The sequence below is a fragment of the Aeromicrobium sp. CnD17-E genome (assembly GCF_024124745.1).
Classification (GTDB): Bacteria; Actinomycetota; Actinomycetes; order Propionibacteriales; family Nocardioidaceae; genus Aeromicrobium.
This window is the reverse complement of record NZ_JAMXRU010000057.1, coordinates 1-21251: the sequence shown is the minus strand read 5'-3', so window position 1 is coordinate 21251 and position 21251 is coordinate 1. Positions and strand designations below refer to the sequence as shown.

The following is a 21251-nucleotide window of genomic DNA, read 5'->3' as shown; positions in this document are numbered from 1 at the left end:
GAGGCGTGGTCGCTGGCGACCCTCGCCTCCGCGCACCGCGTGGCCGCCGGCGAGTGCCGCGCCGACTGCGGCGACGGCGAGGCCCGTGCCCGGCGCATGGTGCGCGAGCTCGGCGAGCTGATCGACGTCTACGACGAGGTGACCGGCCGCGTGGCCGACACCGTCGCCCCTCGGGACGCCGCCGCGCTCGCCGCGCGCCTCTGACGCGCCAGGACGGCTGACCGGCAATGCAGAGGTCGCCCACGTGGGTCGTCCTCGCGGTCACGCTGATCGGGGGCTGCTCCTCCCCCGACCCCGCGAGCGACCCGGCGGACCCCCTGGCCGCGGGCTGTCGGCTCGTCGCGGCGCAGGCGCGCCTCGACGTGGCCCAGGTCGACGCCGCCGAGCTCCGGTCGTTCTCCAGCAGCCTCGACGCGCAGGCCGACGCCCTGTCGACGTCGGACGCCGCTGAGCTGCGGCCGCTGGCGCGTGCGGCGGCGGCCCTCGCCCAGGCACCACCCGGGGACGGGCGGGAGCAGGCGCGCGCCGAGTACCGGGCGGTGCTCGAGGCCACGTCGGACGTCTGCGCGGCGGCCCGGACCGCCGGTCGCTAGCGCGTCGGTGATCCGTCCCGCGGCGGACTCACCTGCGCCGCGACGTCCACGCGAGCAGCTCGTCGACCGGCCAGGTGGTGACGATCCGCTCCAGCGGCACGCCGAGCGCCTCGGCACGGGCGCACCCGTGGTCGAGGAAGTCGAGCTGGCCGGGGGCGTGCGCGTCGGAGTCGATGCTGAACAGGCAGCCTGCCTCGAGCGCGAGGCGCACGAGGTCGTCCGGCGGGTCGGCCCGCTCAGGACGGGCGTTGATCTCGACCGCCACGTCGTGCTCCGCGCACGCCTCGAACACCCGCCGCGCGTCGAACCGGCTCGGCGGACGAGTACCTCGTCCACCCTCGACCAGCCGACCCGTGCAGTGGCCGAGCACGTCGGTCGCCGGGTTCCTGACGGCGGCGAGCATGCGTCGCGTCATCGCGATGCTGTCGGCGCGCAGGTCGGAGTGCACGCTCGCCACCACGACGTCGAGCCGGTCGAGCAGCGCCGGGTCCTGGTCCAGCGAGCCGTCCTTCAGGATGTCGACCTCGATGCCCGACAGCACCCAGGTGCCCTCCACCTGCGCGTCGACGTCGGCGACCAGCTCCAGCTGGGCCTCCAGCCGGTCCGCGGTCAGGCCGTTGGCCACCGTCAGGCGTGGCGAGTGGTCGGTGATCGCGACGTACTCGTGCCCGAGGTGCGCCGCCGTCCGGGCCATGACCTCGAGCGGCGAGCCGCCGTCGGACCAGTCCGTGTGGGTGTGCAGGTCGCCGCGGACGGCGGCACGGACCCGTTCACCGCCTGCGACGAGCGGACCCTCGCCCTCCTCCCGCAGGGTGGCGAGGTAGTCGGGCACCCGACCCTCGACCACCTCGCGCACCACCCCGGCCGTGCGCTCGCCGATCCCGTCGAGCGACCGCAGCCGCCCCTCCCGGGCGAGCTGCTCGACGTCGTCGCGCTCGCGCAGCACGCCGGCGGCCCGTCGGAACGCCTCGACGCGATAGCTCGAGGCGCGAGAGCGCTCCAGCCAGAACGCGACCTCCTCGAGCGCGGTCACCGGGTCCATGCGTCCATCGTGCCCCGGGCCTACGGTGGGCGCATGATCCGTCGCCACGTCGTCGTGTCCGGTCGTGTCCAGGGTGTCTTCTACCGCGCCTCCCTGGAGCAGGAGGCGCACGCAGCGGGCGTGGCCGGCTGGGTGCGCAACCGCGTCGACGGCACGGTCGAGGCGGTGCTCGAGGGCGAGCGTGCCGCCGTCGAGCGCGTGCTCGCGTGGTGCCGACAGGGACCCGCGCGCGCGGAGGTCGCCGACGTCGTGGTCGAGGACGAGGAGCCGGTCGGAGAGACCGGCTTCACGACCCGCGGCTAGAACCCGAGCTTGCGCAGCTGCTTGGGGTCGCGCTGCCAGTCCTTCGCCACCTTGACGTGCAGGTCGAGGTGCACGGGAGTGCCGAGCAGCCGCTCGACCTGGGTGCGCGAGACGGTGCCGATCTCCTTGAGGCGCGCACCCTTGCGGCCGATGACGATGCCCTTCTGGCTGTCGCGCTCGACGTAGACGTTGACGCGGACGTCGAGCAGCGGACGGTCGGCCGGGCGGTCCTCGCGCGGCACCATCTCCTCGACCACGACCGCGATCGAGTGCGGCAGCTCGTCGTGCACGCCCTCCAGAGCGGCCTCGCGGACGATCTCCGCGACGAGGGTCTCCTCCGGCTCGTCGGTGAGCTGGCCCTCCGGGTACATCGGCGGACCCTCGGGCAGCGTGGCGACGAGCAGGTCGGCGAGCAGGTCGACCTGGTCGCCGGCGACCGCGGAGACCGGCACGATGTCGCGCCACACGAGACCGGCCGCCTCACCGGCCGACTGGACCGCGAGCAGCTGCTCCCCCACCCGCTCGGGGGCGACGAGGTCGGTCTTGGTGACCACGGCGAGCACGGGCGTGCGGCGGATCTTCGCGAGCTCCTCGACGAGGAACCGGTCGCCGGGCCCGACCTTCTGGTCCGCGGGGAAGCACATGGCGATGGTGTCGACCTCGGCCCACGTGGTGCGGACGATGTCGTTCAGACGCTGGCCGAGGGTGTTGCGGGGTCGGTGCAGACCCGGCGTGTCGACGAGGACGAGCTGCGCATCGTCGCGGTGCACCAGGCCGCGGATCGCGTGCCGCGTGGTCTGCGGCTTGGAGGAGGTGATGGCCACCTTCTCGCCGACGAGGGCGTTGGTGAGCGTCGACTTGCCCGCGTTGGGGCGGCCGACGAAGCAGGCGAAGCCGGAGCGGAACGTCACGTCGTGGTCCCCTCGACGACCGTGCCGGCCGTGTCCGCGCGGAACACCGGGACGCCCGTCCCGGCGAGGTCGCGCACCGCGCCGACGTCGGGCAGCGCGTCGGCGACGACGAGCGCCGCCTCGAGACCGCGCGCGCCGGAGGAGACGGCCATGGCGACGGCGAGGTCGAGCGCACCGACGTGCAGCGACGTCAGCGCGACGTCGGCCGCCGCGTAGGTGCGACCGTCGAGGTCGCGCACGGCAGCACCCGCCGGCGCCTGGGTGCGCGCGCGGGTGGCGCGGGCCAGGGTGGCGAGCTTCGCGTCCTCCGGTCCGGGAGCCGGGTCGAGAGCGTGGGCGGGGGTGGGGTCAGCCACGGGATCCTCCGGGGACGGGGTCGGGGTCGGACGGGACGTCGAAGCGCGAGACGTGCACGCGTCCGATGCGGTTGCGGCGGCCGCTCGGGGCCTCGGCGACGAGCCGCAGGCCCTCCACCTCCACCGTGCTGCCGGGGATGGGGACCTTGCCGAGGTGCTTGGCGAGCAGGCCGCCGACGGAGTCGACGTCCTCGTCGTCGAGGTCGACGTCGAACAGCTCGCCGAGGTCGTCGACGTCGTACCGGGCGCTCACCCGGTACGACCCGTCGGAGAGGCTCTCGAGCTCGTCGGGCTCGGTGTCGTACTCGTCGGTGATCTCGCCGACGATCTCCTCGAGGATGTCCTCGATCGTGACCATGCCCGACGTGCCGCCGAACTCGTCGACGACGATCGCGACGTGCGTGCGCTGCGCCTGCATCTCCTTGAGGAGGTCGTCGGCCGGCTTCGTGTCGGGCACGAACAGGCACGGACGCATGATGGAGTCGATGCGCTCGGTCGACTCCGCGACGTGGTTGTCGAAGACCCGCTTCGTGACGTCCTTCAGGTACGCCATGCCCAGCACGTCGTCGAGGTTCTCGCCGATGACCGGCACGCGTGAGTAGCCGCTGCGCAGGCACAGCGACATCGCCTGGCGCAGGGTCTTGGACTGCTCGATGAACACGAGGTCCGGGCGCGGCACCATGACCTCGCGGACGATCGTGTCGCCGAGCTCGAAGACCGACTGGATCATGCGCGACTCGTCGGACTCGATGACGCTGCTGGCCGCGGCGAGGTCGACCAGCTCGCGCACCTCGACCTCCGACGCGAACGGCCCCTCGCGGAAGCCCCGACCCGGGGTGAGCGCGTTGCCGAGCACGATGAGCAGCCGGGGCACCGGTCCGAGCAGGGCGGTGAGCAGCCGCACCGGACCGGCCGACGCGAGCGCCACGGCCTCGGAGTGCTGGCGACCGAGCGTGCGCGGCCCCACGCCGATGAGGACGTAGGAGACGACGACCATGATCGCCACGGCGACGACGATCTGCCACCACAGCCCGTCGACCCGGTCGTCGACCACGAGCGCCACGAGCACGACCGCCGCCGTCTCGCACACCACCCGCAGCAGCAGCACCGTGTTGAGGGCAGGCGCGGGGTCCTCGAGGATCCGGCCGAGAGGCACGGCCCCGCCGCGACCCTCCTCGCGCAGCTCCGCGGCCCGGGCACGCGAGAACGACGACAGCGCGGCGTCGACGCTCGCCAACGTGCCCGCCGCGACCGCCAGGACGACCGACGCGACGATCGCGACCGTCATCGCAGGCTGCCTCCGTCGGCGCCCGGTCGGGGTTCGACGACGCCGTCCTCGACGTCGCCGCCCGCCGCGACCTGCTGCCACTCCAGCAGCAGCCGACCCTGGATGCCGAACATCTCGGCGTGCTCCTCGGGCGTGGCGTGGTCGAAGCCGAGCAGGTGCAGGATGCCGTGCGTGGTGAGCAGGTCGATCTCGTCGGACACGTCGTGACCGGCGGCCGGCGCCTGCTGCGCCGCCACCTGCGGGCAGAGGGCGATGTCGCCGAGGTAGCCCTCGGGCTCGTCCTCCGGCTCGCGGTCGCGCCGCCCGGGGGACAGCTCGTCCATGGGGAAGGACAGCACGTCGGTGGGGCCCTTCTTGTCCATCCACTGCTCGTTGAGCACCGCGATGGTGTCGGTGTCGACGAGGCGGACCGTCAGCTCGGTGGCCGGGTGCAGCCGCATGCGCCGCATGACGAAGCGGCACAGCCGGGTGAGGGCGACGACGTCGACGCCCTGGCCGGACTCATCGAGGACGTCGACGTTCATGCTCCACCTGTCCCGCGGCCGGGGCCGACTCGTTCTCGAACGCGTCGTACGCGGCGACGATGCGCCCGACGAGCTTGTGCCGCACGACGTCGCTCGACGTCAGCGTCGCGAAGTGGATGTCCTTGACGTCCGCGAGGATGTCGCGCACGACCCGCAGGCCGCTCTTCTGGCCCGACGGGAGGTCGACCTGGCTGACGTCGCCGGTGACCACGATCTGCGAGCCGAAGCCGAGCCGGGTCAGGAACATCTTCATCTGCTCGGGCGTGGTGTTCTGCGCCTCGTCGAGGATGATGAACGCGTCCTGGAGCGTGCGGCCGCGCATGTAGGCGAGCGGGGCGATCTCGATCGTGCCGCTCGTGAGCAGCTTGGGGATCGTCTCGGGATCGAGCATGTCGTGCAGCGCGTCGTACAGCGGCCGCAGGTACGGGTCGATCTTCTCGCTCAGGGTGCCGGGCAGGTAGCCCAGCCGCTCCCCCGCCTCGACGGCCGGTCGGGTGAGGATGATGCGGGTGATCTCCTTGGCCTGCAGCGCCTGGACGGCCTTGGCCATCGCGAGGTAGGTCTTGCCCGTGCCGGCCGGGCCGATGCCGAAGACGATCGTGTTCTGGTCGATCGCGTCGACGTACTTCTTCTGGTTCAGCGTCTTCGGCCGGATGGTGCGGCCCCGGTTGCTGAGGATGTTGAGGCTGAGCACCTCGGCCGGGCGCTCCTGCGTCTCGGTGCGCAGCATGCCGATGGAGCGCTCGACGGTCTCGGCGGTGAGTCCCTGGCCCGTGCGCACGATGGCGACGAGCTCGTCGAGCAGCCGCTCGACGAGCGCGACCTCGGCCGGAGCGCCGGTGACGGTCAGCTGGTTGCCCCGCGCGTGGACCGCCGCGTCGAACGCGTCCTCGACGATGCGGAGGTACTCGTCGCCCGGCCCGTAGAGGGAGACGGTGTCGATGCTGGTCGGGACGGTGAACGTGTGGGGACGCTGGTCCCCGGGAGAATCAGGAGTCATGTGTGCCTCCATGGTACGGGGATGCGCCGACACGTCGACAGCGCCGGACCGCGGCGCCGTGCGCTCAGCCCGGGGGCCAGCCGAGCGAGCGCCCGGCGAGCACGTGCCCGTGGCAGTGGAAGACCGTCTGGTGCGCGTCGGCACCGGTGTTGAAGACGAGCCGGTAGGAGCCGCCCGCCTCGTCGGCGACGCGCCGGGCCAGGCGCAGCAGCCCGACGACCGCCTCCGGCTCGGCCTCGGCGAGGCTGCCGACGTCGGGCTGGTGCACGCGCGGGATGACGAGCACGTGCGTGGGCGCCTGCGGGCTGATGTCGCGGAACGCCACGGCGTGCTCGTCCTGCGCGACGACGTCGGCGGGCACCTCGCCCTCGACGATCTTGCAGAACAGGCAGTCGGCGCTGGGGCTCATGGTCCCTTCCTACCGCACCCGGCGGCCTGCGACGAGACCGCCACTCAGCGGAAGGCGTCCTTGATGCGGCCGAACACGCTGCCGCGGTGGGTGCTGCCGAGCTGTGCCTCGGGACGCTCCTCGTCGCGCAGGGCGGCGAGCTGCTTCAGCAGGTCGCGCTGCGCGTCGTCGAGGTCGTCCGGGGTCTGCACGACGATCTCGACGACGAGGTCGCCGCGACCCGGTCCCCGCAGGCGCGGGACGCCCTGGCCGCGCAGCGTGAGCGTCTCGCCCGACTGGATGCCGGCGGGCACCTCCAGCCCGACGACCTCCGGTCCGTCCTCGTCGGCCAGGTCGGCCTCGAGGGTCGGCAGGTCGACGTGCGTGCCGAGGGCGGCGGCCGTCATGGGCAGCGTCACCTGGCAGCGCAGCTGGTCGCCCTTGCGGGTGAAGACGGGGTGGCGAGCCACCTCGACCTCGATGTAGAGGTCGCCTGCCGGGCCCCCGCCCGGGCCGACCTCGCCCTCGCCGGCGAGCTGGATGCGCGTGCCCTGGTCGACACCGGCCGGGATCGAGACCGTGATCGAGCGGCGGGAGCGCACCCGGCCGTCGCCGTGGCACTCGTGGCAGGGGTCCTGGATGACGGTGCCGAACCCGTGGCACGTCGGGCACGGGCGGGCCGTGCGGACGCTGCCGAGCGGGGTGCGCTGGACCTGCTGCACCTCGCCGTGGCCGTGGCACGTGCCGCAGGTGACCGTCGCGGAGTCGTCCTCGGCGCCGCTGCCCGAGCACCGCTCGCAGACCACGGCGGTGTCGACCTTGATCTCGCGCGTGACGCCGAACGCGGCCTCGGCGAGGTCGACCTGCAGGCGCAGCAGCGCGTCCTGCCCACGCTGCACGCGCGAGCGCGGACCACGGCTGCTGCTGCCGCCACCGCCGAAGAAGGCGTCCATGATGTCGTCGAAGCTGAACCCGGCACCTCCGCCGAAGCCGCCCGCTCCGCCCCCGCCGCCGAGCGGGTTGCCGCCGCGGTCGTACACGGCGCGCTTCTGGGGGTCCGACAGCACCTCGTACGCGGTGGTGACCTCCTTGAAGCGGTCGGCGGCGTCGGGGGCGTCGTTCACGTCCGGGTGCAGCTGACGCGCCAGCTTGCGGTACGCCTTCTTCATCTCCTCGGGCGTCGCCGACCGGGAGACGCCGAGCAGCGCGTAGTAGTCCTGTGCCATACGTCCTTCGTCCTGTTCAGCCGTCCGCGAGCTGTCGCCCGACGTAGCGGGCGACCGCGCCGACGGCGGCCATGGTTCCGGGGTAGTCCATGCGGGTGGGGCCGAGCGTGCCGAGCATCGCCAGCGCCTGCTCGGAGGTGCCGTACGCCGACGAGACGACCGCCGTGCCGGGCAGTCCCTCGGTGCCGGTCTCCAGACCGATGCGCACGGTGGGGTCGGTGGTGGCCTCGCCGAGCAGCTTCAGCAGCACGACCTGCTCCTCCAGCGCCTCCAGCACGGGGCGGATGGAGGTGTCGAAGTCGCGGCCGAAGCGCGCGAGGTTCGCGGTGCCACCGACGGCGACGCGCTCGTCGCTGCGCTCGTCGGAGAACACGTGGGTGAGCGTGGTGACCACGGAGGTCACGAGCGGGCGGTCGGCGGGCGCGAACGTGCCGATCACGTCGGCGAGGCGCAGCGACGCCTCGGGCAGGCGCTGGCCCACCGCCGCCGTCATGATCCGCGAGCGGACGTCGGACAGCAGCCCGTCGCCCGGTGTCGCCTCGAGCTCGACGATGCGCTGCTCGACGCGACCGCTGCTCGTGATCACGACCACGAGCACCCGCGCGCCCTCGAGCGCCACCACCTCGACGTGACGCACCGTGGAGCGGGTCAGCGACGGGTACTGCACGATCGCGACCTGGTTGGTGAGCTGGGCGAGCACCTTGACGCTGCGCTGCACCACGTCGTCGACGTCGACGGCGCCGCCCAGGAACGTCTCGATCGCGCGACGCTCGGGCGACGTGAGCGCCTTGACCTGCGAGAGCCGGTCGACGAACAGCCGGTACCCCTTGTCGGTGGGCACGCGACCGGCGCTCGTGTGGGGCTGGGCGATGAGCCCCTCCTCCTCGAGCACGGCCATGTCGTTGCGGATCGTCGCCGGCGAGACGCCGAGCTGGTGACGTTCGACGAGGGCGCGGGAGCCGACCGGCTCCTGGGTCTCGACGTAGTCCTCGACGATGGCGCGCAGGACCTCCAGGCGACGGTCCTCGGACGGGAGACGACGGTCCTCCGGCACGGCGCTCTCCTCCTCTGGGACGGTCTCGGCTGGACGGTGCGTGGCTCGGGTGCGACGACGCCGGACGGCCTCGGGCGCGCACGGCGCAGACGGGGTCCGTCGGCGCGGCGTGGCGCTTTGGCACTCACCAGGCGCAAGTGCCAGTCTAGCGCCGTGGGAGCAATCGGGAGCGAGGGTGAGGTCGTCTCGGTCACGGGTCGCTCGCGCACCCTGACCTACCGGCCGCGCCGGGTGACGCTCTCCGACGGCACGTTCCTCCTGCACGAGTCCCGCGGCGGCACGCTGAGCTCCGTCTGGGCCGCCGACCTCGGCGACCTCTTCGTCGAGGTCGTGCACCTGGGGCACGGCCCCGTCGGCGGCGAGCTGGTGCTCGTCGTCCCCGACGGCGACACCGTGGCCCTCGGCGACCTCGTCCCGCCCCTCGACGTCGTCCCGGCCACCGCGCGGCCCAGCTGGGCGCAGGCCGTCGACCTCGCCGTCGGGCTGACCCGCTCGTCCACGCGGATCCTCACGAGCAGCGGCGAGATCGGCCGCGACGACCTCGAGGCGTTCCACCAGACGTTGCTGGGCGTGCTCCATGGCTGAGACCCGAGGGTGGGGTCGCTACGGCGACGACGTGCTCGCCGGCGACTGGAAGGCGCCTCCGCGCGGCCGCTCGACCGAGGTGCCCGCCGAGCTCGGCATGGTCGTCGAGGAGGTCACGACGGGCTGGTGCGGCGAGGTCGTGCGCGTCGAGCGCGACCTCGGCACCGTCGCCCTCGAGGACCGGCGCCTCAAGGTCAAGGTCTTCCCCCTCGGACCAGGGTTCCTGCTCGAGGGCAGGCCGGTGGTGCTGGTCGCCCCGTCCGGTGCCGCGCCGCAGCAGCCCGCGCGCACGGCGTCGGGATCGCGCGCGGTGGCCGGGCAGCGGGCCAGGGTGGCGCTGCCGAGCCGGATCCTCGTGGAGGGCAAGCACGACGCCGAGCTGGTCGAGAAGGTCTGGGGCGACGACCTGCGCGTCGAGGGCGTCGCCGTGGAGATGCTGCACGGCGTCGACGACCTCGTGGGCGTGGTCGACGACTTCGACCCGGGCCCGGACCGCCGGCTCGGGATCCTCGTGGACCACCTCGTGCCCGGCTCGAAGGAGTCGCGCATCGCGGCCAGGCTCTCCGGCCGTCCGCACGTGCTCGTCGTCGGCCACCCCTACGTCGACGTCTGGCAGGCCGTGAAGCCCGCGCGGCTCGGCGTCGCGGCGTGGCCGGTCGTCCCCCGCCACCTGGAGTGGAAGCGCGGTGTGTGCGCGGCCTTCGGCTGGCCGCACGCCGAGCAGGCCGACGTGGCCCGCGCCTGGCAGCACATCCTCTCGCGGGTCGACTCCTGGACCGACCTGGAGCCGGAGTTCCTCGGTCGCGTCGAGGAGCTCATCGACTTCGTCACCGCTCCCTAGCGGCCTGCTCCCCGCGGCCACGGCTGCGCCCGGACAGCGCGACGGCCCGGGACCAGGCGGTCCCGGGCCGTCGCGGCTCCCTCAGTCCTGCAGCACCGACTGCACCGTCGGCGTCGGTGCCGGGGTGGGCGGCGTGAGCCACTCCGTCCGCGGCAGCACGCGCCCGAGCACGCTCCCGTCCTCGACGAGGTCGAGGGTCGCGACGCCCAGCAGCGTGTCCTTGCCGCGCGTGCGCTCGGTGTTGTGCGCGTACAGGTAGGCCCGGACCGGACCTCTCGTCTGCACGGTCCGCTTCCAGGTGAACCGGTAGTAGGCCGTGCTGAACGAGAACGTCTCGACGGGTCGCACGCCGTTCGCCGCCTCGAGCGGTGCGCCGAGCGCCACGGTGTAGTCGACGTCCTTGCCCCACCGGTCGGGCTCGCTGGCCATGCCACTGACGGTGACCTTGCCGTCCTCTGACCTCATCGACTCGAGCAGCCCCGCCGGGGACCCGTCCGACGTCGGGTAGCGGACGAAGCCCGACGGCCAGGCCGAGCCCCGCCGCACGACGCGCCACATGAACGTGCCGTTCATGTTGTCCTCCGAGACCACGATCGATCCGTCGGCGCGGACCCGCTCGACGATCGCGACGTGGCCCTTCTCCCCGGAGTAGCCCTTGTAGGCGTCCCACCAGGCGACGTCGCCGCGACGCGGGGCGTAGCTCCGCACCGGGACGCCGGCCGCGCGAGCCGCGCGACCCCACGTGCGGGCCGCGTCGGTGCCCGGCGGGCGTGCCACCAGACGGTTCTTCGTCAGCCGGTAGGCGACGTAGTTCGTGCAGTTGCGGCCCGGCGTCTGGTTCCAGAAGGACGTCGACCGGACGGAGCCGTAGCCGCCGTCCGTGTAGCCCTTCGCCTTGCACTGCGTGTAGCTCGTGCAGAGCACCGTCCGTGCGGCGTCCGCCGATGTCGGTATACCAAAAATGGCCAACCCGATGAGCATGCTGATCACCGTTGGCCAATGCGCGATGCGCATTGCTCCCTCGCCAACTCCCCCGAGTTTGCTGTTTCTCCCACGTGAACCGTAAGTCCTCGACGAAGGTCCTGCATCGCGAATGACTAAAGTCCCAAAAAGTGAGAGTAACCTCCGCTACGGGGTGAGCTGTCGGACGACGGCGTCGGCGAGCAGCCGGCCCTCCAGGGTGAGCACCAGCCGCTCGTCGCCGAGCACGAGGCCGCGGTCGACCAGGTCGGGCACTTCGGCACGTCCGGCGGCGTCGAGGGCGGCGAGGGGCAGCCCCTCGCGCAGGCGCAGCTCGAGCATCACCTGCTCCAGTCGGCGACCGGCTGCGTCGACGACCTCGCTCCCCGCCTCGACCGACTCGCCGCGCTCCAGACGCTGCGCGTAGGCGGCCGGGTGCTTGACGTTCCACCAGCGTCGGCCCGCCAGGTGCGAGTGCGCACCGGGGCCCACGCCCCACCAGTCCGCCCCGTGCCAGTAGAGCAGGTTGTGCCGGCAGCGGGCGTCGGCGTCACGGGCCCAGTTCGACAGCTCGTACCACCCGAGCCCGGCGTCGGACAGGACCGCGTCGGCGAGCAGGTACTTGTCGGCCGTCTCGTCGTCGTCGGGCATCACCACCTCGCCGCGGCGGACCTTGCGCGCGAAGGCGGTCCCGTCCTCGACGATGAGGGCGTACGCGGACACGTGGTCGGGCTCGAGCGCGACCGTGGCGTCCAGCGTGGCGCGCCAGTCGTCGACGGACTCCCCGGGGGTGCCGTAGATCAGGTCGACGCTCACCTGCTCGAAGCCGGCCTCCCGCGCCCAGCGGACCGCCTGCGGCACCCGCGCCGGGTCGTGGGTGCGGTCGAGCGTGGCCAGCACGTGCGGGACCGCCGACTGCATGCCGAAGGAGATCCGTGTGAACCCGCCCTCGCGGAGCCGGGCGAGCGACGCGGGCGTGACGCTGTCGGGGTTGGCCTCCGTCGTCACCTCGGCGTCGCGGGCCAGTCCGAGGTGCTCGTCGAGCGCGCGGAGCACCCGGACGAGGTCGTCGGCGGGCAGCTGCGTCGGCGTCCCGCCGCCGAAGAAGACGGTCTCGACCGGTCGGCGCCCGAGCGTCTCGGCTGCGCGACGCACCTCGGCGATCGCCGACGACGCGTAGGTGGCCCGGGTGGCACCCTCGCCGAGCTCGTCGGCCGTGTAGGTGTTGAAGTCGCAGTAGCCGCACCGCACGGAGCAGAACGGCACGTGCACGTACACGCCGAGGGGCCGGTCACCCTCGGTGACCGGCCCCTCGGCGTACGACTGCACCGCTCAAGCGTAGAAGGAGTCCAGCAGGTCCTTGTGGTTGGCCTCCACGACCGCGCGCTTGACCTTCATGCTCGGCGTCAGCTCGCCGGACTCGACCGAGAGGTCGTGGTCGAGGATCTCCCACTTCTTGATGGTCTCCCAGCGGTTCAGGCGCTGGTTGAGCTCCTCGACCTGCTCGGAGACGATCGCGTGGATCTCGGGCGACTTCACGACCTCGGCGTACGACCTGCCCTGCATGCCGTGGTTCTCGGCCCACTCGGCCACCGCGTCGGGGTCGAGCGTGATGAGCGCGGAGCAGAAGTTGCGCTCGTTGCCGTGCACGATGATCTGCGACGTCATCGAGCTGATGCCCTTGAACATGCCCTCGATGTGCGGCGGCGCGACGTACTTGCCGCCGGACGTCTTGAAGAGCTCCTTCTTGCGGCCGGTGATGAAGAGGAAGCCGTCCTCGTCGACCCGACCCTCGTCGCCGGTGTGCAGCCAGCCGTCGTCGGTGACCGTCGCGGCGCTCTCGGACTCGAGGTTGTGGTAGCCCTGCATGACGCCCGGACCCTTGATGAGGATCTCGCGGTCGTCGGCGATCTTGACGTCCGTGCCGGGCATCGGGAGACCGACCGACCCGATCTTGAACGCGTCGGGGTGGTTGACGAAGGACCCGGCCGACGTCTCGGTGAGGCCGTAGCCCTCGAGGATCAGCACGCCCGCGGCGTGGAACCACTCGGCGATGTCGGACGACAGCGCCGCCGCACCGGAGATGAAGAACCGCACCCGGCCGCCGAAGCGGGCCCGCACCTTGGAGAAGACGAGCTTGTCGGCCACCGCGTGCTTGGCCTTCAGCGCGGGCGAGACCGGCTTGCCGGCGCGGACGGCGCGCGAGTACTCCAGCCCGACCTGCTCGGCCCAGCGGAAGATCTTGAGCTTGGCGCCGCCCTCCTCCTCGGTCATGCCGATGATGCGGCCGTACGCCTTCTCGAAGATGCGCGGCGCGGCGCCCATGAACGTCGGCTTCACGATCGCGAGGTTCTCGACGATCTTCGGCACGCGCCCGTCGATGGCGGCGGCGAAGCCGATCTGCAGCTGCGTCGTGAGGAGCACCTTGCCGAAGGAGTGCGCCATCGGCAGCCAGCGGAACTCGAGGTCGTCGGGCGTGAGGAAGCCGCCCGCCGCGACGGCCGCGCCCTCGTAGGTCCACCCGTCGTGGCTGAGGCGCACGCCCTTGGGGCGGCCGGTGGTGCCGGAGGTGTAGATGAGGGTCGCGAGGTCGTCGGGCTTGATGGCGGCGACGCGGTCCGTGACGGCGGTCGGGTTCGACACCAGGTGCTCGGTGCCGAGCTGCTCGAGGTCGGCGAGGGAGATGACCCAGTCGCCGTCGGTGAGGGTGCTGGCGAACGTGACGACCTTGACCACGTCGGGCAGCTCGGAGCGGATCTCGAGCAGCTTCTTGACCTGCTCGTCGTCCTCGGCGAAGACGACGCGACTCGTGGAGTCGGAGAGGATGTACTTCTCGTCGTCGACGGTCGTGGTCGGGTAGACCGTGGTCGTGGCCGCGCCGGCGGCATTGACGGCCAGGTCGGCGAAGATCCACTCGTAGCGGGTGCCGGAGACGATGGCGACGCGCTGCTCGGGCTCGACGCCCAGCGCGATCAGGCCGGCCGCGATCCGGTCGACCTGCTCACCGGTCTGGGCCCAGGTGAGCGAGTGCCACACCTCGTTCTCGTCCGGGTAGCGGTAGCCCTCGCGGTTCGGCGTCGCGGCGACGCGGTCGTAGAACATCGCGGCGACGTTCGGCGCGCGGTCCTCGACGATCTTGAGCTGTTCGGGGGTAACGGTCAGCGGCATGGTGTCCGTCCTCACACGACGTTCCAGGGGAATGTGGTGCCGCTCACCCTAACCTACCCGCCGGTCACCCCCGGACCCCCTCCTGGACGGTTGCACAGGGCATCGATCCAGGTCAGCGCACGGTTCGGATCCGGACCTCTCCCCCGCGCTTTGGGGACTTGGCGACGGAAAGCTGCCGACAAAACGTCGCGAGGTCGTCACGACGCCGCGTCGGTCACTTGGGGGACGCGTCTCCGGTGGAGAGGGCGGCGATGAACGCCTCCTGGGGGACCTCGACGCGGCCGATGTTCTTCATCCGCTTCTTGCCCTCCTTCTGCTTCTCCAGCAGCTTGCGCTTGCGGCTGATGTCGCCGCCGTAGCACTTGGCGAGCACGTCCTTGCGCATCGCGCGGATGTTCTCGCGGGCGATGATGCGCGCGCCGATGGCAGCCTGGATGGGCACCTCGAACTGCTGGCGCGGGATGAGCTCCTTGAGCTTGCCCGCGAGCATCACGCCGTACGAGTAGGCGGAGTCGCGGTGGACGATGGCGCTGAACGCGTCGACCACCTCGCCCTGCAGCATGATGTCGACCTTCACGAGGTCGGCCTGCTGCTCGCCGGCGAGCTCGTAGTTCAGCGACGCGTAGCCCTTCGTGCGGCTCTTCAGCGCGTCGAAGAAGTCGAACATGATCTCGCCCATGGGCAGCGTGTAGCGGATCTCGACGCGGTCCTCGGACAGGTAGTCCATGCCGTTCAGCTGGCCGCGACGGGCCTGGCAGAGCTCCATGATGACGCCGATGTAGTCCGACGGCGCGAGGATCGTCGCGGAGACGATCGGCTCGTGCACCGACGCGATCTTGCCGTCCGACGGGTACTCGCTCGGGTTGGTGACGACGATCTCGCGACCGTCCTCCATGACCACCTTGTAGACGACGTTCGGCGCCGTGGAGATGAGGTCGAGGTCGAACTCGCGCTCGAGCCGCTCGCGCACGATCTCCAGGTGCAGCAGGCCGAGGAAGCCGATGCGGAAGCCGAAGCCCAGCGCGCCCGACGACTCCGGCTCGTACACCAGCGCGGCGTCGTTGAGCTGCAGCTTCTCGAGGGCCTCGCGCAGGGTCGAGAAGTCGTCGCCGTCGATCGGGTAGAGGCCCGAGAAGACCATCGGGTTGGGGTGAGCGTAGCCACCGAGCGGCTCGTCGGCCGGGCGCGCGTTCGACGTGACGGTGTCACCGACGCGCGACTGGCGCACCTCCTTCACCCCCGTGATGAGGTAGCCGACCTCGCCGACGCCGAGGTGGTCGGCCTTGACCGGCTCGGGGCTGATGACGCCGACCTCGAGCATCTCGTGCACGGCGTTCGTCGACATCATCTTGATCTTGTCGCGGTGGCTGAGCCGACCGTCGACGACGCGGACGTAGGTGATGACGCCGCGGTACGTGTCGTAGACGGAGTCGAAGATCAGCGCCCGCGGCGGACCGTCGGCGTCCCCCTCCGGCGGCGGCACCTCGTCGACGATGAGGTTGAGCAGCGCCTCGACACCCTGGCCGGTCTTGGCCGACACGCGCAGCACGTCGTCGGGGTCGCCGCCGATGATGCCGGCGATCTCCTCGGCGTACTTCTCCGGCTGCGCGCCGGGCAGGTCGATCTTGTTCAGCACGGGGATGATGTGCAGGTCGGCGTCCATGGCCAGGTACAGGTTCGCCAGCGTCTGCGCCTCGATCCCCTGGGCGGCGTCGACGAGCAGGATGGCGCCCTCGCAGGCCTCCAGCGAGCGGCTCACCTCGTAGGTGAAGTCGACGTGGCCGGGGGTGTCGATCATGTTGAGCACGTAGTGCGTCCCGGCGTCGTCGCCCGCGCTCTTGGTGAACGGCATGCGGACGGCCTGGCTCTTGATCGTGATGCCACGCTCGCGCTCGATGTCCATGCGGTCGAGGTACTGGGCCCGCGCAGCACGCTCGTCGACGACGCCGGTGAGCTGCAGCATGCGGTCGGCCAGCGTCGACTTGCCGTGGTCGATGTGCGCGATGATGCAGAAGTTGCGCAGGAGGGACGGGTCGGTCGAACCCGGCTGGGGCGCCGCGCCCGGCGTCGTGGTGCTCGTCATGGTGCCCCCATCCTCCCATCCGGGGCGAGGCCCGTGAGCACGCCCACCGGGGCGTGCCCGCCCGGGCTCACGTCCAGAGGTAGGCGATGGCGACGTTGACCACGACCAGGCCCGCCACGACGTGTGCGAACGGGTTCGGCGTCGGGCGACGTCGGGTGCCGTGGGCGAGGCCCACCGCGACGAAGGCGATGGCCAGCTTGAGCCCGATCTTGGCGTAGTTCAGGTCGACGTCGGCCGCGGGCGCGACGCCGGTCAGCACGACACCGAGCACGAAGGCGGCGGTCACGCCGACCACCATCGCGAGGTTGAGCTGGGGCCGGCGGATCGTCGTCACGTAGCCGACGAGGGCCACCACCCAGCTGAGGACGTGGAGCCAGACCAGGACGTCGTAGAGCGTCTGCATGCCTCGGATCGTAGGACCCCCTCCCCGCGTTCTGTGGACCTGGCGACGGTTTTCGCGCCGCCTTTCGTCATCAGGTCCACAGAACGCGGGCGAGGGCAGGGCGGGGCGGGTGGGGGGAGGGGGCGTTCGGGGCTGATTTGGGGGCGCACGGTGCTCGCTGGTACTGTGGGTGGTCGCGTGCCCGCACGCACGCCCTCACACTTGCAGCACATTTCCTTCACGCACGAGAGAACAGGTCAGCCACGTGGCGAACATCAAGTCGCAGATCAAGCGGAACCGTCAGAACGAGGCCGCTCGCGAGCGCAACAAGTCGGTGCGTTCCGCGCTGAAGACGGCCGTCCGTCGCTTCCACGCTGCGGTCGAGGCCGGCGAGACCGACCAGGCCAAGGTGTACGCCGCCGAGGCGGGCAAGAAGCTCGACAAGGCTGCCAGCAAGGGCGTCATCCACAAGAACCAGGCGGCCAACCGCAAGTCGGCCATCGCCAAGAAGGCCGCGTCGCTCTGACCGCAGCCCCACAGCATCGACGAAGGCCCCCGGCAGTGCCGGGGGCCTTCGTCGTGCTCGGGCACGGTCGAGCGCCGCAAGACCGGCGCCCACGTTCGCGACGTCAACGCCGACGCGCAGCCGCCACCTGCAGCACCATGCGCTCGACGGCGTAGGCGGGATCGGCCGCACCGCCCTTGACGTCGATGTCGGCCTGCGCGACCGCGTCGAGCGCGCGGGCCAGGCCCGAGGGCTCCCAGCCCTGCAGCTGACGCCGCAGCACGCGCATCTTGAACGGCGGCGCGCCGACGTGGCGGGCCAGCTCGCCCTCGCCCAGCCGCGGTGGCGCGTCGGCGAGGCGGGCGAGCTGTCGCAGGCCCGCGGCAAGGGCGCTCGTGATCAGCACCGGCGCGACCTTGGCGGTCTCGGCCCAGCGCGCCTGCTCGAGCGCGACGTTGATGCGGCCCTCGATGGCGGCGTCGGCGATCTCGTAGCCGCGCACGTCGGCCCGGCCGCCGAAGTAGCGGCGCACGACCTCGACCGTCACCTCGCTGCCGGAGTCGAGGGTCGCGGCGAGCTGGTCGGCGGCACCGGCGAGGGCGCGCAGGTCCTGGCCGACGGCGGCGACCAGCAGCGTCGCGGCCTCCTCGTCGATGCGGGTGCCGAGGTCGCGCAGCTCACCGGCCACCCATCGCGCGTGGTCGCGCTCGTACTTCGGCGCCTCGTTCTTGACCTCGTGGACGGCCGCCTGGGCGCGCAGCTTGTCGAGCAGACCCTTGCCCTTCTGCCCTCCCCCGTGCACCAGCACGACGGCGACGTCGGGGCTGGGGTCCTTCGCGTAGGCGAGCAGCTCGCCCTGGGCGACGTCGGGCAGGTCCTGCAGCTCGGTCAGGACGAGGGCGCTGGCGGAGCTGAACAGCGACGGACTGGTGAGTCCCGCGATCTCGCCCGCCCCGAGGCCGCCCGACGTGGCGGTGGCGACCTCGCACTCGGCGTCGGCGGCCTTGATGCCGGCCACGGCGCGCGCCCGGGTGCGGTCGGACAGGTACTCCGAGCTCCCGGTGATGAGCAGGATCTTCCCGAACGGCGACGCCACGCGCCCAGCGTAGTCGTCCGCTCCGACGCGCCCGTCGGACGACGCGGGCGTACGCTCTCGCCATGCCGCTCGACGCCGACGACGTCGTCGCCCACGCCGACGACGCGTGGGTGGACCACCTGGTCCGCTTCGGCTTCGTGGCCTACGGCCTCGTGCACCTCGTGCTGGCGTTCCTCGCGCTGCAGCTCGCGTTCGGGCACCGCAGCGGCTCGGCCGACACGCGCGGCGCGCTGGCCGAGCTGGCGCAGCAGCCGTTCGGCCGGACCGTGCTCTGGCTCGTGGTCGCGGGGATGGCGGTGCTCGTCCTGTGGCGCGTGCTCGAGGCGGCCGTCGGGCACCGCGACGACGACGGCGCGACGCTGTGGGCGGCTCGCGGGGCCGACCTGGTCAAGGCGGTGGTCTACGGCGTGGTGGGCTGGAGCGGGGTGCAGGTCGTCACCCGCAGCAGCGACTCCGGCGGGTCGGGCAGCGAGACCTGGACGGCGCGGGCCCTGGCGCTGCCCGCCGGCGCGGTGGTCGTGGGCGTGGCCGGGCTCGCCGTCGTGGGCTACGGCGCGTGGACGGCATGGCGCGGACTCAGCGACCGGCACCGCGAGCACCTCGCGCCGGAGGGTCTGAGCGGCACCTCGGGCGACTGGCTCCTGCGTCTCGGCGCGGTCGGGCACGTGGCGAAGGGGGTCGCCATCGGGCTGGTCGGGACCCTGTTCTGCTTCGCCGCGCTGACCCACGACGCCGACCGCTCGGGCGGCCTCGACGAGGCCCTGCGCACGGTCCTGCAGCAGCCCTTCGGACCGTGGTTGCTGGCGCTCATCGCGGTGGGGATCGGCCTGTACGGCGTCTGGTGCCTCGCGCGGGCGCGCTACCTCGACCGCTGACCGCTCCCCCGCGACACGACCGACAGGCGACCGTCACGCACGACGACCGCGACGTCGCCCTCGCGGTCGGTGCGGTGCACCACCGCGCCGACCTGGCGCAGCATCCGCAGGGCGGTGCCGCTGGGGTGCCCGTAGTCGTTGTCGGCCCCGACGGACACGGTGGCCAGGCGTGGCGCGACCGCACGCGTGAACCGCCACGACGTGTCGGCGCTGCCGTGGTGCGCGACCTTCAGCACGTCGGCCCGCACGACGCTGCCGGCGCGGAGCACGTGCTCCTGCGCCTCCTCCCCCACGTCGCCGGTCAGCAGGAGGGTCACGCCCCGCACGACCACCCGCAGGACCACGCTGTCGGCGTTGCGGTCGACCTCGACCTTCCGGTCCCTCGTCGTGCCGGGCCGGGCCCGCGGCCAGAGCACGTCGGCCGTCACGTCGCCCACCACGAGACGGTCGCCCCGCGACACCGTGCGAGTAGGGACCCCCGGCACCGTGGGCCCGGGGCGTCCGACGAGCACCGCGCCGACCGCACGACCGGCCGCCACCCCCGACCTCCCGCCCACGTGGTCGCTGTCGCCGTGCGTCAGCACGAGAGCCGGGACGCGCCGCACGCCGAGGCCGCGCAGGCAGCGGTCGACGTCGACGGGCTCGAGACCGGCGTCGACGACCACCGCCTCGTCCGGTCCGGAGCGCAGCACGGTGGCGTCGCCCTGGCCGACGTCGCACTGCACCATCACCCACCCGCGCGGTGGCCACCCGGGGCTGGGCGGTCGCAGCATCGCCAGGGCCAGCCCCAGCACCAACCCGGTCGCGACGGCCGGGCGCGACGCGGCGCGGCGGCCGAGCCACAGCACCACCGGCACGACGCCCAGCAGCCACCACCACGGGTAGGGCCAGACCAGGCTCGCCCCGGGGAGGGCCGCGGCGTGGTGCGCGACGAGCACGATCCATCCGGCGCAGACCGCGGCCGCGGTGCCGAGGACCGACGCGACCGACGGGACGAGGAGGTCGAGGAGCCCGGCCACCAGCCCCAGCACCGTCGCGGGCGCGACCGCCGGCGCCGCGAGGAGGTTGGCGACGACGGCGACGACGGACATCTCGGCCGAGAGCGCCGCGATCACCGGCGTGCACGCTGCCTGCGCGGCGAGCGGCACGGCGACCGCGACGGCCACCCACCGCGGTGTCCACCGCTCCAGTGCCCGCACGAAGGGCGGCGCGAGCAGCAGGATGCCGGCGGTCGCGCTGACGGACAGCACGAACCCGGCCGCGCGCGAGAGCCATGGATCGCAGAACAGCAGCGCCACGACCGCGACGCAGAGCGTGCGGACACCGCTGCGCGACCCCAGCCCGAGTGCTGCGAGACCGACGACCCCCATGCCGGCGGCACGGAGCACGCTCGGCTCGGGCCGCGCCAGCAGCACGAACCCGACGACGCCGAGCAGACCCACCGCCAGGAGCACGCGGGGCGGGGCCCGGCCCGCTCGCGCCACCGCCAGCACCAGGGCGAGCACGATGGTCAGGTTCGTCCCCGAGACGGCCAGCAGGTGCGTCAGGCCGGTGCGTCGGAACTCCTCCTCGACGCGCGGCGAGAGGTCGGCGTCGTCACCGACCACGAGGGCAGGAACGAGGGCGGCGGGTGCGCCGGGCACGTGGTCGACGGCGTGGCGCACACCGGCTCGGACGCGCTCGGAGCCCGACCACCACCAGGAGCTGCCCTGCACGGCGGAGCGTCGCTCGACCCGCAGCGTCGCGGTGTCCCGGTCGTCGTCCGGCGGCGACAGCCGACCACTGACCGTGAGCCGACGACCGACGACCAGGTCGCGGTGCTCGCCGACCAGGAAGGCCGTCACGGGGTCGCGGACGCCGTGCACCCGACCGCGCTGGTCGCGCAGCCGCAGCACCACGAGGCCCACGACCGTGCCCGGACCTCCGACACCCTCGAAGGTGCGGGCGTCGCGACTCACCTGCACCTCGAGCGTCACCCGCGCCCGCTGCTCCGCGAGCGCCGACGTCGGGGTCGCGCGGACGTCGCCGAGTCGCCAGGTCACCGACGTCGCGACGGCGGCCACCGCGACCG

23 protein-coding genes are annotated in these 21251 nt (G+C 72.5%); 7 read left to right on the top strand and 16 right to left on the bottom strand.

What is annotated here, in order from left to right; genetic code table 11:
- Positions 1-204 (top strand): hypothetical protein (locus tag NH339_RS11635; protein WP_253025463.1); only part of this gene is annotated, 204 nt, incomplete at its 5' end.
- Between the two features lie 23 nt (positions 205-227).
- Complete coding sequence (locus NH339_RS11630; protein ID WP_253025461.1) at positions 228-593, top strand: hypothetical protein; 366 nt, start codon at positions 228-230, stop codon at positions 591-593.
- Between the two features lie 28 nt (positions 594-621).
- On the opposite strand, the gene NH339_RS11625 is transcribed toward NH339_RS11630, so the two are convergent.
- Positions 622-1635 carry a PHP domain-containing protein gene (locus NH339_RS11625; protein WP_253025460.1) on the bottom strand — a complete coding sequence of 338 codons (1014 nt, stop codon included), beginning with the start codon at positions 1633-1635 and terminating at the stop codon, positions 622-624.
- Between the two features lie 33 nt (positions 1636-1668).
- Here NH339_RS11625 and NH339_RS11620 point away from each other — a divergent pair, with 33 nt between their 5' ends.
- Entirely contained in the window at positions 1669-1938 is a 270-nt protein-coding gene (locus NH339_RS11620; protein ID WP_253025459.1) for an acylphosphatase, read from the top strand.
- Here NH339_RS11620 and era read toward each other — a convergent pair.
- The 8 genes from era to hrcA form a co-directional block, all read right to left on the bottom strand.
- Positions 1935-2849, bottom strand: coding sequence for a GTPase Era (era, locus tag NH339_RS11615; RefSeq protein WP_253025458.1), 915 nt, complete (start codon positions 2847-2849; stop codon positions 1935-1937). The genes NH339_RS11620 and era overlap by 4 nt on opposite strands.
- A complete protein-coding gene (locus NH339_RS11610; RefSeq protein WP_067858751.1) occupies positions 2846-3205 on the bottom strand; it encodes a cytidine deaminase in 360 nt (119 codons plus the stop codon). The genes era and NH339_RS11610 overlap by 4 nt, the downstream gene beginning before the upstream one ends.
- Positions 3198-4493 (bottom strand): hemolysin family protein, encoded by a 1296-nt coding sequence (locus NH339_RS11605; protein WP_253025456.1) that lies wholly within the window; start codon positions 4491-4493, stop codon positions 3198-3200. Before NH339_RS11605 ends, NH339_RS11610 begins: the two co-directional genes overlap by 8 nt.
- Positions 4490-5017 (bottom strand): rRNA maturation RNase YbeY, encoded by a 528-nt coding sequence (gene ybeY, locus NH339_RS11600; protein WP_067858757.1) that lies wholly within the window; start codon positions 5015-5017, stop codon positions 4490-4492. The genes NH339_RS11605 and ybeY overlap by 4 nt, the downstream gene beginning before the upstream one ends.
- A complete protein-coding gene (locus NH339_RS11595; protein ID WP_067858760.1) occupies positions 4995-6017 on the bottom strand; it encodes a PhoH family protein in 1023 nt (340 codons plus the stop codon). Before NH339_RS11595 ends, ybeY begins: the two co-directional genes overlap by 23 nt.
- Positions 6018-6081: 64 nt before the next feature.
- Complete coding sequence (locus tag NH339_RS11590; protein ID WP_253025454.1) at positions 6082-6426, bottom strand: histidine triad nucleotide-binding protein; 345 nt, start codon at positions 6424-6426, stop codon at positions 6082-6084.
- Positions 6427-6470: 44 nt separating this feature from the next.
- Positions 6471-7631, bottom strand: coding sequence for a molecular chaperone DnaJ (gene dnaJ, locus NH339_RS11585; RefSeq protein ID WP_253025452.1), 1161 nt, complete (start codon positions 7629-7631; stop codon positions 6471-6473).
- 16 nt (positions 7632-7647) lie between these two features.
- Complete coding sequence (gene hrcA / locus NH339_RS11580) at positions 7648-8685, bottom strand: heat-inducible transcriptional repressor HrcA (protein ID WP_067858767.1); 1038 nt, start codon at positions 8683-8685, stop codon at positions 7648-7650.
- Between the two features lie 153 nt (positions 8686-8838).
- On the opposite strand from hrcA, the gene NH339_RS11575 reads away from it, so the two are divergent.
- Both NH339_RS11575 and NH339_RS11570 read left to right on the top strand, forming a co-directional pair.
- Positions 8839-9270 (top strand): hypothetical protein, encoded by a 432-nt coding sequence (locus tag NH339_RS11575; RefSeq protein WP_253025450.1) that lies wholly within the window; start codon positions 8839-8841, stop codon positions 9268-9270.
- Complete coding sequence (locus tag NH339_RS11570) at positions 9263-10111, top strand: DUF3097 domain-containing protein (protein WP_253025448.1); 849 nt, start codon at positions 9263-9265, stop codon at positions 10109-10111. The genes NH339_RS11575 and NH339_RS11570 overlap by 8 nt, the downstream gene beginning before the upstream one ends.
- A gap of 81 nt (positions 10112-10192) precedes the next feature.
- On the opposite strand, the gene NH339_RS11565 is transcribed toward NH339_RS11570, so the two are convergent.
- The 5 genes from NH339_RS11565 to NH339_RS11545 all read right to left on the bottom strand — a co-directional run bounded on the left by NH339_RS11565 (position 10193) and on the right by NH339_RS11545 (position 16725).
- Positions 10193-11092 (bottom strand): CHAP domain-containing protein, encoded by a 900-nt coding sequence (locus tag NH339_RS11565; protein WP_253025446.1) that lies wholly within the window; start codon positions 11090-11092, stop codon positions 10193-10195.
- Positions 11093-11239: 147 nt separating this feature from the next.
- Complete coding sequence (hemW, locus tag NH339_RS11560) at positions 11240-12400, bottom strand: radical SAM family heme chaperone HemW (protein WP_253025445.1); 1161 nt, start codon at positions 12398-12400, stop codon at positions 11240-11242.
- A 3-nt stretch (positions 12401-12403) separates the two neighbouring features.
- On the bottom strand, positions 12404-14239 hold the full coding sequence (locus tag NH339_RS11555; protein WP_253025444.1) for a long-chain fatty acid--CoA ligase: 1836 nt from the start codon (positions 14237-14239) through the stop codon (positions 12404-12406).
- A gap of 214 nt (positions 14240-14453) precedes the next feature.
- Positions 14454-16322: a translation elongation factor 4 gene (gene lepA, locus NH339_RS11550; RefSeq protein ID WP_253025443.1), complete on the bottom strand. Its 1869-nt coding sequence runs from the start codon at positions 16320-16322 to the stop codon at positions 14454-14456.
- Positions 16323-16389: 67 nt separating this feature from the next.
- Positions 16390-16725, bottom strand: coding sequence for a hypothetical protein (locus tag NH339_RS11545; protein ID WP_067858791.1), 336 nt, complete (start codon positions 16723-16725; stop codon positions 16390-16392).
- Positions 16726-16969: 244 nt separating this feature from the next.
- On the opposite strand from NH339_RS11545, the gene rpsT reads away from it, so the two are divergent.
- On the top strand, positions 16970-17230 hold the full coding sequence (gene rpsT / locus NH339_RS11540; protein WP_253025442.1) for a 30S ribosomal protein S20: 261 nt from the start codon (positions 16970-16972) through the stop codon (positions 17228-17230).
- 103 nt (positions 17231-17333) lie between these two features.
- Here the strand turns inward: rpsT and holA are convergent, their stop codons facing one another.
- Positions 17334-18305 (bottom strand): DNA polymerase III subunit delta, encoded by a 972-nt coding sequence (gene holA, locus NH339_RS11535; RefSeq protein WP_253025441.1) that lies wholly within the window; start codon positions 18303-18305, stop codon positions 17334-17336.
- Positions 18306-18367: 62 nt separating this feature from the next.
- On the opposite strand from holA, the gene NH339_RS11530 reads away from it, so the two are divergent.
- Complete coding sequence (locus tag NH339_RS11530; RefSeq protein ID WP_253025440.1) at positions 18368-19180, top strand: DUF1206 domain-containing protein; 813 nt, start codon at positions 18368-18370, stop codon at positions 19178-19180.
- Here the strand turns inward: NH339_RS11530 and NH339_RS11525 are convergent.
- On the bottom strand, positions 19165-21251 hold a 2087-nt coding region (locus NH339_RS11525; protein WP_253025439.1), incomplete at its 5' end, for a DNA internalization-related competence protein ComEC/Rec2. The two genes, NH339_RS11530 and NH339_RS11525, sit on opposite strands and share 16 nt — an antisense overlap.